This is a genomic window from Methanobacterium alkalithermotolerans (assembly GCF_018141185.1).
Lineage (GTDB): Archaea > Methanobacteriota > Methanobacteria > Methanobacteriales > Methanobacteriaceae > Methanobacterium_F > Methanobacterium_F alkalithermotolerans.
In genome coordinates this window covers 119,572-136,839 of sequence record NZ_CP058560.1, presented here as the reverse complement: position 1 = coordinate 136,839, position 17,268 = coordinate 119,572, and the positions used below count along the sequence as shown (strand labels likewise).

Below are 17,268 nucleotides of genomic sequence, written 5' to 3'. Positions count from 1 at the left end.
AAGGGAATTATAGATCCTGTGAACTTGAAAGAGATATCCTCCTTCAAATCTATTGCATACAAAAATAATTGATTATCACCGGGTTTCTAGAATAGGAAGTAGCTACTAAGTAAACCAAAAAGCACACTGTAGATTACTGCCTCTGAACCGATTTTTAAGAATATATCCCGGGTGACAAAGCGTTTTTTCATGTATATTAGACCTTCGATAGTATTACAAAATGGTATGGCACTGGCAAAATCAGCATAAATCAGCATTATTCCCCCTAAAAAAGCAAAGCGCAGCACAAATGATAGTTCTCCCAGGGGTCCCAGGAGAGGGTATAGTACCACGGACATCAAGACTCCCCGGATTATCTGGCCCGGGATTAATAATTTATTTATTCGCAATGCCTCATCTTTTTTAGAGGTATCCCGGAGAAAGTAGGTGGATAAAGAATCTTCTCCAGTGTAGATATCTTTGGTGAAGCGGTAGTTAATAGCACCGGCGGTGTAGTAGGATATAATATGCAGCACAGTAAATAGTGCACTGAATATAAGATACTCCATCAAATTTTATTCCTCCCTGTATCCAATTTAGATTAATTATTTAATTAATATCCTTAATAGAACTGATCTTACCCTCTTTAAACTGAAAAATAGAACCCCCCTTTAACTCTATTTTTTCACCCTTTTTTGGTCCATCGGGAACATCCACTCCCAGAGTGCCCTTGTAGTCTATTTTAACTATCATGTCCTCTTTTTCAAAGTTTACCTCGGTGATTATGATTTCCCTTTCTTTGAAAAGATTTACAGCCTGGTAGGCTTGCCGGGTGAAAGAGTTTCGGCCCTTTAACTCCAGGGTGACCTTTCCCTGGGAGATGTTCTGGAATAGCATGTCCTCGTGGAGATAGGATACCATTCCCGGTACGTCGAAGTTATTGTAAGCTAGAATGTAGTCTTCTACCATTTTGATTTTTTCTTGGTTTTCCATGGATTTACCTCATTTTAATATGATAAGGGCAATACTATTATATTTTTCTGGTTAATTACTGGAATAGAATCTCAGGTAATTATAAGACATCTATAGATCAATTTAAAAAAAAATCCTGAAATTCAGTCTAATTAACCTAAAAACTAGAATAAAAAAAAATTTACTTAAAAACCACAGTCTTCATCGTCATTGTAGTCCACAATGTCCTCATAATAGTCTTCAGAGTCGTAAACCAGACATACCGTGCCTGTTTTTTTCTTTAGCCTTTTTTTTCTTTTATCTAACAAGGTAGATCTCTCTTTAAATAGTTAAGGTATAATCCTAAATCTTTATAATATATATTATAAACAAATACATATAAAATTTTACAATTATGAAAATGAATTTGCAGCTTTAGGGAGTTGTAATAATATGGCCCCCTATCTTCAAAAAAAGTAATTTCATTAAATTAAATTGAAATTAAAATCATGATTGTTATTAACTTTTAGCTTATAAAATTTCAAAAATTCATGATGGGGGTAGTGGTAATATGGTAAATTGTATTAATTGCAGTACTGAAAACCTGGAGACTAGTAATTATTGTAAAAATTGTGGAAGGAGTCTAAATCAAAATGAAACTAAAAATCAAGATAATACTGTGGAGCAGACTAATCTACAGATTGCAGTTTCATTCTATGAATCAATGCCGGGAAGAGTAAGCCTGGGCAACAATTCCAGATATATTAAAGGTATTTTAGAATTAGATGAAAATGAAATAATAGTCCATAAAAAAAGCTTCTGGAGAGGAAAAGATCGTGGCACAAAGCACATCAGGTACGATAATATAACTAGTGTGGACTATGATGCAGGTAAATTTTTAGCCCTGCCCAGTATTCAAGTATACCTATCCAGTGTGGAATATTCATTTAGAAGTGATGATAAAAGATTAAAAGAATTATATGAAATAATACGTCAAAAAATTGATGAATCCCATAATAAATCAGAATTAAAGATTAGTCCCCTGGATGAACTTAAAAAATTAGCTGAATTAAAAGATATGGGCGTAGTAACTCAAGAAGAATTCGAATTAAAGAAAAAAGAACTATTAGGACTGTAAAAATAAATTTTGTTGCCGTTTATTTACTTTATACCCGGAGAAAATTGTAGATTAAATCAAGATGAACATCTATTAAATTCGTTTAAATTAAGATAATGGAGAATTTTAATGAATAAAATATCTAATAAAGTTATCATTTTAATTGTTATGGTGTTTTTAATTGCTTCCGTATCATTTATAGGTGCTGCCGGGATGTTATTATCATCGGATATGAGGGTTGTGGTAGATACCGCCATGTCCCCAGCTATTAACCAGGGAGACATAGTAATAATTAATAAAAATCCAGATACTATAGTAGAGGGAGATGTAGTTATTTATGATGCCACCTGGTATCCCCAGCCGGTAATAGCCAGAGTTGTTTCTATTAAAAATGATTCAAATGGAAATCCCCTCTATGAAATGAAAGCAGACAAAAATCCAGATCCTTACCCTGGGTGGGTACCCTTAAAGGAGATATCAAAAGTTGTATATGTATTTCCTGAAATAGGGCATATTAACTTAATGATCCGGGGATTATAAATAATGCTTAAAAATCCGGTTAAGTAGATAATAAAGAATCTAATGAATAGAAAATTTCTTCCCTTAAATATTTTCACTTATCTTTAAGAGTATCCGGGTAAAGGTTTCTATCTCTTCAGGAGATAAGCCCTTTAACATTTTTTTAGTTACTTCCAGTGATTCGTTATCAATATCACTTACTAATTTTTTCCCCTGGGGTGTTAGTTCAATTAATAGTTTTCTGCGATCTTCTTTTCCCACAGTCCTACTTACAAAACCTTTTTCCAGGAGCCGGTCTATTATTCGGGTGGGGGTACTAACCGCAACTCCCAGGGCCTGGGCGATTTCTTTCATGGTTTTAGGTCCTTCTGGCCCTATGGCATAGATGGCATTGGCCTCGGCTATGGTTAAATCCTTATAAATATTTAACAGAGTTTCCTGACTGGTTTTCATCAGTTTTTCATTTATTTCATCAAAAAGGTCGGTGACGGTGCGGATATCCTCAGTATTCATGGTTAATTTGTATATTCATTTCAGGATATAAATATTCCGATACCTATATATTATAGTTAACATATAGTTTGATTTACAAATAGTTTACAGTGCATAGTATTTGGGAGGTTTTAAATTTTATGAATTCACCAGAAAAAGATTTAAAAAAAATAGCACAGGATTTTATGGACGAACTCTTACAGGGGGATTTTACATCCGCCTGGAGCAGATTTGATGAGGATATGAAAAACGCCTTAAACCAGGAACAATTAGAAGAAGCCTGGATAAATACCCTTGCCCCGGCAGGAGCACTCCTGCAACAAAATGAGATGGAGATAACTCCAATGGAAGGTTACCATATGGTCACTATTCATTATGGTTTCCAGAGAGCAGATATTGAAGTAAAAATTGTTTTTAAAAAGGAGGGAAAAATCAGTGGCTTGAATTTCATCCCCACCACCACCGAGTATAATCCTCCAGATTACGTGGACCCTTCCTCCTTCAGGGAGGTGGAAGTAACTGTAGGAGAGGGAAAATGGGCCTTACCTGGAACTTTAAGTATGCCCGCTGGTTCCGGGCCTTTTCCGGGAGTGGTGCTGGTGCATGGATCCGGCCCTAATGACCAGGATGAAACCATAGGGCAAAATAAGATATTCCGGGACCTGGCAGGGGGTTTAGCTTCTAAGGGCATAGCCGTACTCCGCTATAATAAAAGAACCTTCCAGTATGCTAAAGAGTTAACCGCGCAAGAAGTGGAGGATATAACAGTTAAAGAAGAAGTAATTGACGATGCCCTTCTAGCCATTCATCTCCTGCGACGCAGCAAAAACATAGACCCGGACAGGGTATATTTAATAGGCCACAGTTTAGGAGCCACCCTGGCCCCCCGTATAGGAAGAGAAGATAATGAATTAGCCGGGATAATTCTTATGGCTGGTATAACCCGTTCTCTGGAGGAAACCATATTAGATCAGTATACTTATCTTTATAATCTAAAGGGAGAAATAAGTAAAAATGAGCAGGCTGAGCTGGATGATTTAAAAGAAAAGGTGGAGAAATTAAAGGATCCTGATTTTGTTAAAAACATTACCCGGCAGGACCTACCATTGGATATGCCAGTTAATTACTGGAAGGATCTGCGTGAGCATGACCCCTCCTCTATTATTAAATCTTTGGATATGGATATTCTGGTTCTCCAGGGGGGAAGAGATTATCAGGTCCTGGAATCAGTTGATTTTAAAGGATGGAAGGAAGCCCTTAAAAATAAAGATAATGCCAGTTTCCAGGTTTTCCCATTATTGAATCATTTATTTATAGCCGGTGAGGGTAAATCCACTCCCCAGGAGTACCTGGTGGAGGGTCATGTGGAAAAAGAAGTAATAGATTGTATGGTTAAATGGATAAATTAAGGGTGAAAAAAATGAAAACATTCTGGAAATTATTTATTATTTTACTACTTGCCAGTATCCTGGGAGCAGCAGCAATAACGCCTTACACTTTAACTCTTCAGGGTTTATGGCAAGATTTACCGGTTCCTTTTTATGTATTTTTACTGGGAACTGTTATCCAAAATGCGGTGATATTTGCAGTTTTCATATTTTTAGGATTAAAAATAGCAAAGAAGGTGGGCTTGGGCTTACCAGTTCTGGAAGACTGGCTGGAGGGCCGGGAAGTAAAAAGTAAATTGAAATCAATTATGGGAATATCAGTAGGGCTGGGTTTATTAGCCGGAGTTCTCATTATTGGTTTTGAGTATTTGTTTTCCCTGGCCGGTGTAGCCATCAGTTTACTGGAACCTTCCATTAGTCCTCCTGCCTGGCAGGGATTTCTGGCATCTTTCTATGGTGGAATAAATGAAGAAATAACACTCCGGCTATTTTTCATGAGCCTGGTGGTGTGGATTATTTATAAGATTAAAAGTACTCCTGAGGGAAAACCCACCCCTGCCGGGGTATGGTTAGCTATTATCATATCAGCAGTACTATTTGGTCTGGGGCACTTACCAGTAACCAGTTCACTTACGGCCCTTACTCCCCTGGTGGTGCTTAGGGCGGTGATCTTAAATGGTATTGGTGGGGTGATATTTGGATGGTTGTACTGGAAAAAAGGATTAGAATCAGCTATGATATCCCATTTTTCAGCTGATATTGTGCTGCATGTGGTACTGCCCTTACTGGTATAAAATAAATATATTCTATCCTTTTTTTTAAGTAAGTAAAACTGGATTCTAATTTTCCAGTTTAAACCCTATTTTTCTTTTTTAATATCTAAAAAAAAATAAGCCTATTTTTAGAAATCCTTCAAAAATAAAAATGGCTAATAAAAATCACGATTCAGTATAGTAGGGAAAGGGTATAGGCCATCAATATTTACATAGATTATTTCAAAATAATTCCCGGGCACTTTTTTTAGTAAATCCAAGGGTATAAATTTTCATAGGTCATCAGAATAACTTGGTTTGTACATCTTTTTTACTTATACGAGTAATTTTTTCTACTTTACCATTTCCCCGGATATGATTAACTTCCACTCCTTTTTCTAGAAGTGTGGAGGTGATTAAATTATGGCGATGACACTGGTAAGGATCTTCTTCAGAGCACAGTAAAGCTGAAGATGTTTGGGATGAAAGTTCCATAAATTGCAAAATTCCCTCTTTATAAGGGGCACTTTGGGCTATAAGATTAAAATTTACCTTACCTTCGGTGTAGTAGCTTTGATCTTTAGGTTTTCCCCCTATTTTATCCCCTAGGAAGATATAGTCAACATTGCATTTTTTCAAAGAATCCTTTAAATTTTCCCGGTTAAAGTGAGGCACATATCTGCTGTAGGGGGATGACCTTACATCCACTAAAAGCTGCACCTGGTTATCGTGGAGTAGTTTTAAAAATTTTTCCAGGTCATGGTTGCTATGGCCTATGGTGTATAATTCATTTAATGATTTCACAATAAATAAATAATAATCAAGAGTATAAATATATTATGATAGGGAGGAGTGAAAATGGAATCAGTTATTAGGGAAACTCGTGCGGTAAAATATAAAACCGGTGAATATGATTTTAGAGATAAAGTAAATTTGATTGAATGCTTAAGTGAACTTAAACCTAAACAAGGGCAAATTTTAGAGTTAAAATTATTAAAAAATAAGTAAGAAAGTTATTTTTTACTATTAGTTAAGATATATATTAGAAGTTAATAATATAGGTTATTGAGGTGCATCTATGGAAGAAATTGAATTTAAAGATTTTTATGATGTTATTAGAGAAAATCTTGAGGACTATGATGGAAATTATGAAGAATTCATTAATTATGGCCCTGATTTATTTAAATTATTAACTGAGGTTCTAAATCAAAATGAAGTTGATGCTGCTACCCGACTGAAGATTAGTGCAGCATTAGCTTACTATGTTGCACCTTTTGATGTGATTCCTGAAACAATTTACGGTCCTGATGGTTATATTGATGATATATTCGTATGTCTTTATGTTTTAAAAGATATTGAAAATAAAATGGGATTTGAATTCTTAGAAGAGCTATGGGAAAGCGAAAAAGATCTTCAAGAAGTAATTGATGAATGCTATGAAAAATCTAAAGATGCTGTGGAGGATAAAATAGATCATATTTTGAGATATGTAGGATTAATAGAATGACCTACTTGATTTCAAGAACTTCGTAAATCCCATTTTTTACTTTCTCATAGAAAAGATACTCTTCATAATTAAGATTTTGAGCATCTAAACCACTTCCCTCAAAAATCACTGATTTTATTACCTTTTTTAATTTTCTTCCTGTGGTTCGATGAATATTGCGCACTTTTCCAATTTCTTCAGAGATTAATTTATGATTATTAATCAAGATTTCTTCGTCGAGTATTTTTCCAATATAATACAAATCTTTTGATTCTTCCGGGCCAATTACCCGACCTTTACACCAATTTAATACAGTTTGATAATGTTTTTCTCCACCAAAATTGTTATAAGCATCGTAAAATTGTTTATATTTGATACCAGTATCTTTTATAAATAACATTAACCTTTCTTTCCAAAATTCAATAATCTCTTTATCAATACTAGATTCTAGATCATAGATTTCTATTATAAGTTGTAATAGAGTTTTTTTCTCATCATTATCAATTACTATAACAAAATTACCTGGTTTTAATTCTTTAGGACTTCCCTCTTCAATTTTAGATCCTATATTCTTTAAAAAGAAATAAGTTTTTGCCAATGGTAGGGTTTTTTTGTATTTTTTACCAGTTTCTAGATTACGTAAATAAAATTCCAGAGATTCTGAATATTCTTTACTCTCCTCGGTCCTTTGATTAGCACTTTTTATATGCTTAATCATGCGTCCTAAGTTATCTAAATCTTCTTTATATTCTGATGAATCTATAGATATTAGTTCTTTAAGATCATCAAAAGTATTAGAAACGTTTCCCGAGGGTAATGTATCTGTTTCTATTTCTTTTTCATTTATACGTTTATGATAATCCTCAAATAAGGCATCGTTTTGAGGAATTCCCATGAACTCATATATTTCTTTAAAATAGTTCATAGAAACAATTTCTTCTTTAACTGAAAAATCAGAAACCAGTTTCATTTGGTCTTTAATTCGATTAAAGTTATATCCTTCATAGGCTAGTACTAAAATCTTTTTATAGGGCCTTAACAGTTCAGAAAAGTATTTAACCGGTATGGGTCCTGGTAAGAGTAAACTATAATTAGATCTATCAAAGTGAGACTTATTTAACCATCCAATATGTCTAACTTCAATACCATCTATATCCCAACGCTCTAATTCTTCCCTTAAAACTGAAGCTTCAGAATTAGAATAGGCTCCTATCATTAAAACATGATCGCTAAAGTAATCGTTTTTATTTTGAGCTATTTCTAATATTTTGTAATCTTTTCCAATGCGATTAAAGGAACTTTCTTCCCCAAAACGTCTACATTTACTCAATTCAGAGTAAATGTTTTCTAGTTGAGTTATATATTCACCTAAAACTAATTGATTAAAGGTATTTTCTTTGGGGAGCCTACTTTGAAACATTTCTAAAAATTCTGTGATGGAAAAAAATCTCCATCCAATGTCTTTGTCGCCATATCTTAGTTTATATTTAGAAGGATTAATAATTAAATCCTGTAAACTGTATAATAAACCTAAAGAACGATAATATAGTTTTTTATTAAATAATTGGTCTTCCAGTACTCTTTTTAATAAATTTTTGGCTTCCATGAAATGTTTATCAATATTGCCGGCCTCTAATAATGGTTCAAAAACAGTTATATCGCTATCATTATGATAAAAGTAAGGTCTATCTAAATTATAATTTTCTATAATTTTTATTTCTACTGGATCTTTCTTATCATAATATTCCAAAGAGGGTATAGAAATGCCTTCATTGTTAGTTAAAATTCCATTATTAAAGGGGATGACAAAGGAATCTGTTTTATCTTTTATATAATTAATAAAGGGAGAATTAGGATTAGAAAAATGAAAAATGAAATTAATATCTTTATCGTGATAATCTTTAATCCAATTGATGAACTGTTTACTAGTGTATTTAGAATTCACATATCGATCAACATTTTCAAATATGATACAGCCTAAATCAAAATTCATTTCATGTTTAAATTTATTTTTATTATCTAGAAGAATATTATTTACTGTATCAACTATTCTAGTACCATTATCCGCATAAAGCAATATTTTAGGGCCATTTGTATTAGTGAAATTGTTTTTTAAGTGTTCAATATATTTCTTCTTAAATCTACGATTAGCTAAAGGCATTTTTATTTTAGCCTCAACCTTGTCTTTAAAAATAAAGCCAATTGGTATATCATAAAAAAGATATTCACCATCCCAATTTAACATGTAATATCCCATATTATGTATTTCTCTCGGGCTCTTATTTTCAAGGCCTCTTGTACTGGAAGTAAATACCATGGTACTTTTATTTTTTAAAAAGGAGTAACTGTACGCTATTAGGGGTAAAGGTCTTAAAATATTATCTGGAAAAGTTACAATGATGTTTTTTTTATCCATCGAATTTAAAAATGTGTTTAGAAAGAAATTGGTTAGTGGACTTATGTTTTCAGTAAGCTTCGTATTGTAATAATAATCCATTGCATCTTTACAGTCCGGATTATAAGTATTTATATGGTGAATTTTTGATGCCCATTTTTCCATTTTAATCCCTCAAATCTACCCAAAAACCTTCATTATACCTTTTCTTACCTATTAAGATATCTCTATCCAATGCTTGATTAAATTCAGAACAAACAAACTCAGGCAAATAAATACATGAAAAACAGGACCCTGTTTCATGAATACATGTAGGGTCAAAAACACAATCTTTTACTTCCAATTTAACGTCTCTGAACCAATCAATTACAGAATTCTCAAATACAAAAGAAAATCCGCCAATGTTAATATTAGAAGTTGAATAGATTAAGAAAGATGCTGTGTTTACAAAAAGAAGTTCACCACATGAGTCTGAATCAAGACCAGTATATAAAGATGATCTTCTGATTAAAACATGCGCAAATGTATGAAGCAATGTTTTTAATTCTTCATACTCAGGAGTATTTTCTTTAATTTGAAATAGAATCTCTATAGCTTCTTCGTTAGTTTTTACTGGATTCTTATGTAAAATTTTGTTCTCTATTAACCAATTCACAACATAAACTTTATCTAAATCAAATATAAGGCCTTCTGTTTCAAAAGGATAAGAATAGGCTCTTAGTGAATCCTTACTTTTATTTTTCCAGAGCGGTTGGAAATGAGGTATAAAATTATTTTGATAGAATTTATTTATACCTAAATTAACTCCAATTGATGACGCTATAAGGCGAATGTCAGCTACATAACTAATATTTTCAATTTTGAAATCTTCTTTAAGGTCATTAAAATTATTTTCTAGATTCTCTTTTTTATTAGAATCATCAATAGAATTAATGAAATCAATAAAAGTGGTCACATTAGAGGAATCCTTAGAAAATACTCCGCTTAAGATTAAATAGTCATTGATATTTTCTAGATTGAAACCCGTGAACTCTAGTTTCAAAGATTCAATTTCATATAATAAATCTTTCACCATATCCATTAAATGAGGATTAACCATCCCGCCATCTATTAAATCTTTCAAATTAGGATCGTTTTTTAGTTTTAAATATAAATCAATCTTATCAATGTCAATTTTGCCTTTTAAGTCAATTTTTTCAAATATGGAATCAAATCTGTTCAGATATAAGCCTAATAATATATAATCTAAATACGGTAATAGGGCATTATACTTTAATTGAGGAACATCCACTACGGTTATTACTACTGAATTTAAGACAGACCCTTCAATTGCTACCAAAGGTCTAAATCTAGTATAATCTTCTTCACATATTTTTTCGCCATAAATGGTATGATTACATTTATAAGCAAGTATATCGCTAGGTTTAGCCCCTTTCATTTGACATTTAGTGCAAATTACTTTCCAGGTACTAGGAACATTAGCTTCAGGCCGGATCAGTTTCCAATTATCAATTCCATGATCCTTACAGTAATAATTTAGTGGTTCCACTTTTCCACATTGCTCGCAAAACCTCAATAAAGGGACCTGCTGATATTTTCCTTTACAATTGGGGTTTCTGCACTTTTTTGGATTGAATTGTTCCCATTCCTTATTATTTTTAAATGATCTCATATCCCCACATTTATTACAAAAAAAAGATCTAGGATATATACCATAATTACCAGAAGAATCCAACGAAGAATTTGAAACTAGTTTATATTTAATAATCTCAAATTTGGTGATATCCGCCGGGGATAACTTATTCAAGAGAAGTTTATAATGATCTATACGAGAATTATAATTTTTTAGGATTTCTTTAAAGAGTTTGTTTTTTAATCTTTCTTCATTTCTTATTTCTAGATTAATATCATTATTATCTCCCATGATTCTATCTATTTTATAAGAAAATTTTCCCCGCGTAAAAATTAGGTTATCTACCACATGAAATAGAGCACTGTAAACTGGAAAGTTAATTTTTTGTTCATTCATTCAAATCCCTCTTTCTGGCCAAAAAGCCAAAGTCATAGTAATTTGGAGATAATAGTATCTCATCTTGAATACCCCTCATCCCAAACTGGGTTTTATAATATTTATTATCGTTATCTTTAAGAGCATTAGGGAAAAAGGAAGTTGCTGGTCCCCCATAACCTTCTAAGTATTTTATTCGTTCTAATGCTTCTTTTTCAATTTCATCATCAAAAAATTCAGACCCTAGCATCTTAGAATTAGAAATATACGCTTTCTTAATAAATTCTATTAAGATATCCACATTTTTCGGATCAGAAAATACTTCAACAGCAGCAGGTATACTATAAATAGGTCTCTCCAACACATTAGACAGATAATTAAGAATACTAGCATTAAATACAGAAGTAAATGTCTGTTTAAATCCTAACTTAGCCCAGCGAGATAGAGGAACATTTTCCACTTTATGTTCCAATATATTATGATATTCATTAAAATTCTGGTAGAAGCTCAAGTCTCTTGTTCGATTAGGATAAAACCATAAAAATATTATTCCTTGGTATTTTCTACCAACACGACTTAAAGCTTGAATATATTCAGAGGTACTTCGTGGCATACCCTGAAACATCATCACATTCCATTTATCTATATCTACTCCATGGGAAACAATACTAGTAGCAAATACTGCTAATAATTTCTCTTTTTTCGTAATATCATCATAAAAATGATTAATATGCTTAATAGATTCTTTTATATGGTCTAACGAATTATCTCCCGTTAAAATTAAAGGTTCAATTTGATAAAGTTCTGTTTTAGAGTTTACATAATCATCTAAGAAAAAATTCATCTGATGAACATCTGATTTTTTATTATGATAAGTTAAAATATTTTTATAACTTTTTAAGATTTCAACTAATTCATTTTGATTAAAATCATGCATATCTGCAAATTTAGTAAGATCATCTTCAACTCTTTTAATGAATTCAGAAATATAATTTAAGGTTAATAGTAATGCAAAATTATTATCTCTTAGATTAGGTTTTAATCCAATAATCTGCCGTTGTTGTACCGGTTGATTATTCTCTAAAATATTTTCAAAAAAGAAATCATTGTTATTTTTATCTAAAAGCCTACAGGGAAAAACACGTATTTTTTTGTGATAGAGATGTTCTATTTGATCTTTAGCACCAGTAACTGTGGCACTCATGGCAATATTCTTGAATTTTTCACCTGTAAATTCATATTGCATTGATTCAAATAGAGATTCGAAATGAGAATCAATTGTACCAAATCCTTCTTTTATTAGGTGCATTTCATCTTGGATTATAAGGGAAGGGCCGGTATTAAAAGAAACATTGATAGGCTTTCCAAATTCTCCACATTTAATATCAGTGGTAGATTCACAACTATCATTTCTAGGCATAAATCCATGACCATTAGGGCACTCATCAATTTTTCCGCCAAATAAATTCTTAAAACGACGGTTCAATGCTATGCCTGCTAATTTATCAACAGTACATACAATGAAAGTAGGTATGAATCTATATATTTCATCGTCGGTAAAAAATAATCTGAAATTCCGATTACATTCATCACATTGATGTAATATAATCTGTTTTTGAGGATCTACTTCTAAAAATACGTTTCCCTGACAAATGGGACAGGAATCTATTATTCTACCATCAATTTTCTTATTTTTAGTTTTAGCTTTCAAGATCTTTTTGATGATATCGTTATTAAATCGGGGGAATTCTTTACTTTGGCCAACAAAATATGCTATAGAAAAAGGTTCGCCACCTAATTCTTCTTCTTTTCTTATTTCTTCAGCCCACATGAACAAGTTAGCAATTCTTTGTAACTGCTGAATGGAAAGCATTCTTAAGGGGAACTTGGTAAGCGCAGTTACTCCAAATTCTTTTCCAGATAATCTATCATAAAATGCTGAAAAAAGCACAATACCAAAATAAGCTTCGGACTTACCACCACCTGTCATTACATGAAGTAAATCGCAAACATCTCTTTGAGCATTCTTTTCGACAATTTCCGGAATCACACAAACAATGAATACTATCTGGAAAATTCTCCAAGAATCATAACCCTTAGAATTTTTAAGAAAAGATTTATTCATAAATTTAAAAGCTTTAAATATATTTTTTTCAGATTTTAAAATTTCTAATCCATTTTTGAATCTTTCTTGCATATTTTTAAAATTATCTAAAGAATTCAAGTACTCTAAATCATAATTTGATCCAAGGCAATCTTCATAATGATTTTCCATAAGATCCTGGAGTTTTTGAAGTTTTTCTAAGCCTGAATCCTGCATCAATGATTTGAAGTCAAATTTTAAATCTTTAATAGAATTTCTGGGGGAAACCTTTATTTGATTAAATTTAGCATAACTTTGAGTAGTTATCCTATTTTCACTAGGATTATAATTCGCATGACAATTTAAGCATCTAAGGTGACTTTCGTAGGATTTAAGATAATTTTCATAATTATAATTATATATAAAAGGCTTTATTTCATTTTTATTTAATTCTATTTCCATTTGACAATCAAATAAAAATGTTTCATATCTATTATTTTCTTCTGTTTCATTTACCATTCCTAATTCAACTAGCAGAAGTTCTTCCTGATGGTGTAATAATTTATCTTTCTCTAAATACAATCTGCATTCCCATTTAAAGTTGGGAATTATTTTTTTATTTTTTAGAGAATCAATGTGGGAATAAAAAGTGGAATCATTTTCCAGGGAAGATATAGGAATTTCAGTTCCAGATAAATATAAATCTTCTTCAAGACGTATGTCTCCAATGACAACCTCAAAATCAAGATAATGGTCTAAATCATCAATTTTTAAGGAAATAGGATTGAATTTAAGATCTTTTCTTTTCCATATGCGGGCCAAGGGAACAGTTTTATCATCTTCCAAATTTTTCGATTTAATAAAATTTATCTGCTCTTCAAAAGTGGGATAAACACGATAATACACTGATAAACTGGGAATTACAGTTATAGGATCTTTAAATTGTTCTAATAAAAACTTTACAGATAAACTACTATTTTTTACACTTGTTTTTTTTCGTTTTAAGGTTATTTCATCATCTTTTGATTTATCTGCAAGTGTTCCTAAAATAAATGTTTTAGATGGCTTATCAAAGCTTTCAAATCTATCAAATTTATCATGCTTGCCTTTTAATTTCTCTAAAACATCATAGGCCAAAATATCTGTGAATTTAGTGTATTGATTTGCTTTTATATCCAATTGCCCGACTCCTATTTTATATATAAAAAGTCTATACACTTACATTTATTATTATAAATATATCTTTTTTGATTAGAATTTAATAGGAACATTTATTAATTTGATTATTAGTAAACTATTTAAGATTATACCTAAATTTAATTTAGCGATAAGATTGGTTTGATACAAAAATTATTGTTCAAAATTTATTTTTAGAATCAGGGGTGGTGAAATATTGGTTAATGAAAAAGCAAAAAAGCTATTTGAAAAAGGGGTAGAATTTTTAAATCAGAATAAATTTGAAGATGCCATAAGATCTTTTGATGCTGCCTTAAAAATTGATGATGAATATTCAGATGCTTTAAATAGTAAAGGAGTGGCTTTATCGTATTTAGGTAAACATCAAGAAGCCATTGATTGTTTTGATAAGGCCCTGGAGATAAATCCTTCCAATTTTGGAATTTGGTTTAATAAAGGTAATATATTTGCTCAATTAGGGAATAAAAAAGATGCTATTAAATGTTTTGATGAATCACTAAAATAGAACCGAATAATACCCCTGCATTGTTTAATAAAGCTAATGAATTACTATTTTCTCAACAATTCAAGGAATCACTAAAATGCTATGATGAACTATTAAATATAAATCCGGATCATATTGGGGCCTTGAACAATAAAGCGACTATTCTTGCAGAAATAGGAAAACTAGATGAATCAATTGAATTTTATAATAGATCTATTTTATTAGATTTAAATAATGCAGAAGCATTATACAATAAAGCAGGCATCCTTACAACTATGGGTAAACTCAAAGAAGCTATTCAATGCATTGATGAAGTTTAGCAATAGATCCCGATAACGATCATTTATTGAAACTAAAAGAATACATACTTTCACAAAAAGGAACTTCTGAATTTAAAAATTTTAAATTAGAATTTGAAACAGTTGATATGCTATTAGATAATGCAGAGGCTTTAGTTAATATGGGTAACTATGCAGAATCTATAAAATATTATGATAAAGTCTTAAAGATAGAACCTAATAATTTTGATGCCATTTTAAACAAGGGAATGTCACTTGCAGATATGGGAATCTTTGAAAAAGCAATAGGATGTTATGATCAGGTATTGCAGAGTGAACCAGATCATACTAGAGCATTGGATAATAAAGGAATAGCTCTAATTAATCTAGGAAATCCTAAAGGAGCTATAAAATATTTTGATAAAGTCTTAAATTCAGATCCAGATTATCCCATGGTTAATATTCATAAAGGTATGGCACTTATCGAATTGGGAAAGTTAGAAGAGTCTATGAAACATGCCAATGAAGAGTTAAAAAGAGATCCTGAAAATCATAGTGCATGGTTAATCAAAGGAAATGCATTGAATTTATTGAATAGGCTTGATGAATCAATTAAATGCTATAATAATACTTTAAAATATGATGAAAATAATGCAGATGCTTGGTTAAATAAAGGCTCTGCTCTTGCAAAAATGGAAAAAAATGAAGAAGCATTTGAATGTTATGATAGGGCATTATCTTTAGGACTTGATGAAAATGATATAATAATGATTTTTTCCAATAAAGGAAATATTCTCAATGGCCTCGGGAAATATGAGGAAGCTTTAGAATGCTATGATAAAGTATTAGAAATTAATCCAGAAGAGTATATGGCTTGGTTAAATAAAGGAAATTTATATGCAATGACGCAGGAGTATGAGGAAGCTTTAGAATGCTTTGAGGAAACCTTAAAATATAACAATCTATGTATTGGAGCAATAATAAATAAAGGAGTTTCACTTTCGCGGCTAGGAAAAGACCAAGAAGCAGTTGAATTTTTTGATAAGGCTTTAAAATTGAATTTAGATGATAATGATAAGTCTTCAGTATTATCTATGAAAAATAAGATTAAGGAGCAACTTGAAGTAAATAAAAGTGAAAAAAGCTTCGAATTAAAAATAGAGCCAAAAGAAATTGATGAATCAATAAATAAAGATAATATGCCTCCATTTAATGAAAAATTTGGAATAAAGATGGGACTTTTACCATATGGTGTAATTTTTTTGATAAATAATGATTTGCATATAAATAATATAATTGAAGAGAGCCAAAATGATAATGAAGATTCATCAGATGATATTGACCTTAAAGTTACAATGGATTCATATAAGCTTTTGAAAAGGGAAAATATCAAAGGAAAAATACTACAAGATACGTTAGGAAATAATTATCAACGGATCTATAGTTATGGCAGTATTTCTAAAGCACATCATGTTCTAATCAAATTCAAAAAGGGAGGTATTATATATGTCTAGAGATTATTGGGCCAGAATTAGAAAAAGTAAGTAAGATGGAAAAATTTATTTTGGATTCTTTTAAAGGGGAATTAATTTTTAATTCTGATGATTTTAGATTAGAAATAATACCAAATCTGGATATTGATAAGCAAAATAACGAGGAAAGTATATTAAATAATTTAGTAAAGAATTATCAATCAGTTTCTACGAAAAAACTTTCTGGAAACATCATTCATAATAAAAATAGTTTTTATATTAGTAAAGTTAATGGATTCGATAAAAATTCTAAGACCTATTTTTCAGATTTAATATTCAAAGATAGCAATGAGAATTTTTTTCAAATTAAAATAAATTGTAAAAATCGAATGAAGAGGAATAACCTTGAAAAAATGATTACTAATGATTTAGATAACTATGAATTTTGTATTTAATTTGATTTCCTAATAATACATTATTTTTTTTATAATTTTTTATACCTCAATAAAGACAGCAATATAGGTATTTTTTTACTTAATTTATATTATTAAATAAATTATTGATTTTTAAAACCTATAAAAAGGAAATAAGCCACAGTAAGGACTATCTAGCAGCTCCTGCAAGAACATCCCATTATAAATAAACTAGAGAATTGTACTAAACAAAA

General features: G+C 31.0%; 18 protein-coding genes. 10 read left to right on the top strand and 8 right to left on the bottom strand.

Annotated elements, in window-relative coordinates:
* Window positions 1–86: 86 nt before the first annotated feature.
* From HYG87_RS00675 to HYG87_RS11020, 3 genes are all read right to left on the bottom strand, one after another.
* On the bottom strand, window positions 87–551 hold the full coding sequence (locus HYG87_RS00675; RefSeq protein ID WP_211533324.1) for a hypothetical protein: 465 nt from the start codon (window positions 549–551) through the stop codon (window positions 87–89).
* Between the two features lie 37 nt (window positions 552–588).
* Window positions 589–972, bottom strand: a complete 384-nt coding sequence (locus tag HYG87_RS00670) for a nuclear transport factor 2 family protein (RefSeq protein ID WP_211533323.1) — start codon at window positions 970–972, stop codon at window positions 589–591.
* Between the two features lie 164 nt (window positions 973–1,136).
* Entirely contained in the window at window positions 1,137–1,259 is a 123-nt protein-coding gene (locus HYG87_RS11020; RefSeq protein WP_256438690.1) for a hypothetical protein, read from the bottom strand.
* 242 nt (window positions 1,260–1,501) lie between these two features.
* Here HYG87_RS11020 and HYG87_RS00665 point away from each other — a divergent pair, with 242 nt between their 5' ends.
* Both HYG87_RS00665 and HYG87_RS00660 read left to right on the top strand, forming a co-directional pair.
* Entirely contained in the window at window positions 1,502–2,068 is a 567-nt protein-coding gene (locus HYG87_RS00665) for an SHOCT domain-containing protein (RefSeq protein WP_211533322.1), read from the top strand.
* Between the two features lie 108 nt (window positions 2,069–2,176).
* On the top strand, window positions 2,177–2,587 hold the full coding sequence (locus HYG87_RS00660; protein ID WP_211533321.1) for a signal peptidase I: 411 nt from the start codon (window positions 2,177–2,179) through the stop codon (window positions 2,585–2,587).
* Window positions 2,588–2,650: 63 nt separating this feature from the next.
* Here the strand turns inward: HYG87_RS00660 and HYG87_RS00655 are convergent, their stop codons facing one another.
* Window positions 2,651–3,079, bottom strand: a complete 429-nt coding sequence (locus HYG87_RS00655; RefSeq protein ID WP_211533320.1) for a MarR family winged helix-turn-helix transcriptional regulator — start codon at window positions 3,077–3,079, stop codon at window positions 2,651–2,653.
* 119 nt (window positions 3,080–3,198) lie between these two features.
* Here HYG87_RS00655 and HYG87_RS00650 point away from each other — a divergent pair, with 119 nt between their 5' ends.
* A complete protein-coding gene (locus HYG87_RS00650) occupies window positions 3,199–4,467 on the top strand; it encodes an alpha/beta hydrolase (RefSeq protein ID WP_211533319.1) in 1,269 nt (422 codons plus the stop codon).
* 11 nt (window positions 4,468–4,478) lie between these two features.
* Complete coding sequence (locus tag HYG87_RS00645) at window positions 4,479–5,240, top strand: CPBP family intramembrane glutamic endopeptidase (protein WP_211533318.1); 762 nt, start codon at window positions 4,479–4,481, stop codon at window positions 5,238–5,240.
* A gap of 261 nt (window positions 5,241–5,501) precedes the next feature.
* On the opposite strand, the gene HYG87_RS00640 is transcribed toward HYG87_RS00645, so the two are convergent.
* Window positions 5,502–6,002 (bottom strand): DUF488 domain-containing protein, encoded by a 501-nt coding sequence (locus HYG87_RS00640; protein ID WP_249164862.1) that lies wholly within the window; start codon window positions 6,000–6,002, stop codon window positions 5,502–5,504.
* A gap of 54 nt (window positions 6,003–6,056) precedes the next feature.
* Between HYG87_RS00640 and HYG87_RS00635 the strand changes: the two genes are divergently transcribed.
* Both HYG87_RS00635 and HYG87_RS00630 read left to right on the top strand, forming a co-directional pair.
* Window positions 6,057–6,206, top strand: a complete 150-nt coding sequence (locus HYG87_RS00635) for a hypothetical protein (protein WP_211533317.1) — start codon at window positions 6,057–6,059, stop codon at window positions 6,204–6,206.
* A gap of 70 nt (window positions 6,207–6,276) precedes the next feature.
* Window positions 6,277–6,705 (top strand): YkvA family protein, encoded by a 429-nt coding sequence (locus HYG87_RS00630; RefSeq protein WP_211533316.1) that lies wholly within the window; start codon window positions 6,277–6,279, stop codon window positions 6,703–6,705.
* A 1-nt stretch (window position 6,706) separates the two neighbouring features.
* Here HYG87_RS00630 and HYG87_RS00625 read toward each other — a convergent pair whose 3' ends face one another.
* From HYG87_RS00625 to HYG87_RS00615, 3 genes are read right to left on the bottom strand one after another with little or no spacing between them, the layout of a single operon-like run.
* A complete protein-coding gene (locus HYG87_RS00625; RefSeq protein WP_211533315.1) occupies window positions 6,707–9,244 on the bottom strand; it encodes a DISARM anti-phage system protein DrmE domain-containing protein in 2,538 nt (845 codons plus the stop codon).
* A 1-nt stretch (window position 9,245) separates the two neighbouring features.
* On the bottom strand, window positions 9,246–11,108 hold the full coding sequence (locus tag HYG87_RS00620) for a hypothetical protein (RefSeq protein WP_211533314.1): 1,863 nt from the start codon (window positions 11,106–11,108) through the stop codon (window positions 9,246–9,248).
* Entirely contained in the window at window positions 11,101–14,349 is a 3,249-nt protein-coding gene (locus tag HYG87_RS00615; protein ID WP_211533313.1) for a helicase-related protein, read from the bottom strand. Before HYG87_RS00615 ends, HYG87_RS00620 begins: the two co-directional genes overlap by 8 nt.
* Window positions 14,350–14,563: 214 nt before the next feature.
* Here HYG87_RS00615 and HYG87_RS00610 point away from each other — a divergent pair, with 214 nt between their 5' ends.
* From HYG87_RS00610 to HYG87_RS00595, 4 genes are read left to right on the top strand one after another with little or no spacing between them, the layout of a single operon-like run.
* Window positions 14,564–14,872, top strand: coding sequence for a tetratricopeptide repeat protein (locus tag HYG87_RS00610; protein ID WP_211533312.1), 309 nt, complete (start codon window positions 14,564–14,566; stop codon window positions 14,870–14,872).
* A 20-nt stretch (window positions 14,873–14,892) separates the two neighbouring features.
* The gene (locus HYG87_RS00605; RefSeq protein ID WP_211533311.1) at window positions 14,893–15,171 is read left to right on the top strand and encodes a tetratricopeptide repeat protein; all 279 of its coding nucleotides are present in this window, start codon (window positions 14,893–14,895) and stop codon (window positions 15,169–15,171) included.
* 26 nt (window positions 15,172–15,197) lie between these two features.
* Entirely contained in the window at window positions 15,198–16,643 is a 1,446-nt protein-coding gene (locus tag HYG87_RS00600; protein ID WP_211533310.1) for a tetratricopeptide repeat protein, read from the top strand.
* 35 nt (window positions 16,644–16,678) lie between these two features.
* Entirely contained in the window at window positions 16,679–17,056 is a 378-nt protein-coding gene (locus tag HYG87_RS00595; RefSeq protein ID WP_211533309.1) for a hypothetical protein, read from the top strand.
* The last annotated feature ends 212 nt before the right edge of the window (window positions 17,057–17,268 follow it).

Coding starts and splice junctions, on each gene's coding strand:
- HYG87_RS00670 (WP_211533323.1), bottom strand. CDS start 972: ATGGAAAACCAAGAAAAAATCAAAATGGTAGAAGACTACATTCTAGCT.
- HYG87_RS00665 (WP_211533322.1), top strand. CDS start 1,502: ATGGTAAATTGTATTAATTGCAGTACTGAAAACCTGGAGACTAGTAAT.
- HYG87_RS00660 (WP_211533321.1), top strand. CDS start 2,177: ATGAATAAAATATCTAATAAAGTTATCATTTTAATTGTTATGGTGTTT.
- HYG87_RS00655 (WP_211533320.1), bottom strand. CDS start 3,079: ATGAATACTGAGGATATCCGCACCGTCACCGACCTTTTTGATGAAATA.
- HYG87_RS00650 (WP_211533319.1), top strand. CDS start 3,199: ATGAATTCACCAGAAAAAGATTTAAAAAAAATAGCACAGGATTTTATG.
- HYG87_RS00645 (WP_211533318.1), top strand. CDS start 4,479: ATGAAAACATTCTGGAAATTATTTATTATTTTACTACTTGCCAGTATC.
- HYG87_RS00635 (WP_211533317.1), top strand. CDS start 6,057: ATGGAATCAGTTATTAGGGAAACTCGTGCGGTAAAATATAAAACCGGT.
- HYG87_RS00630 (WP_211533316.1), top strand. CDS start 6,277: ATGGAAGAAATTGAATTTAAAGATTTTTATGATGTTATTAGAGAAAAT.
- HYG87_RS00625 (WP_211533315.1), bottom strand. CDS start 9,244: ATGGAAAAATGGGCATCAAAAATTCACCATATAAATACTTATAATCCG.
- HYG87_RS00620 (WP_211533314.1), bottom strand. CDS start 11,108: ATGAATGAACAAAAAATTAACTTTCCAGTTTACAGTGCTCTATTTCAT.
- HYG87_RS00595 (WP_211533309.1), top strand. CDS start 16,679: ATGGAAAAATTTATTTTGGATTCTTTTAAAGGGGAATTAATTTTTAAT.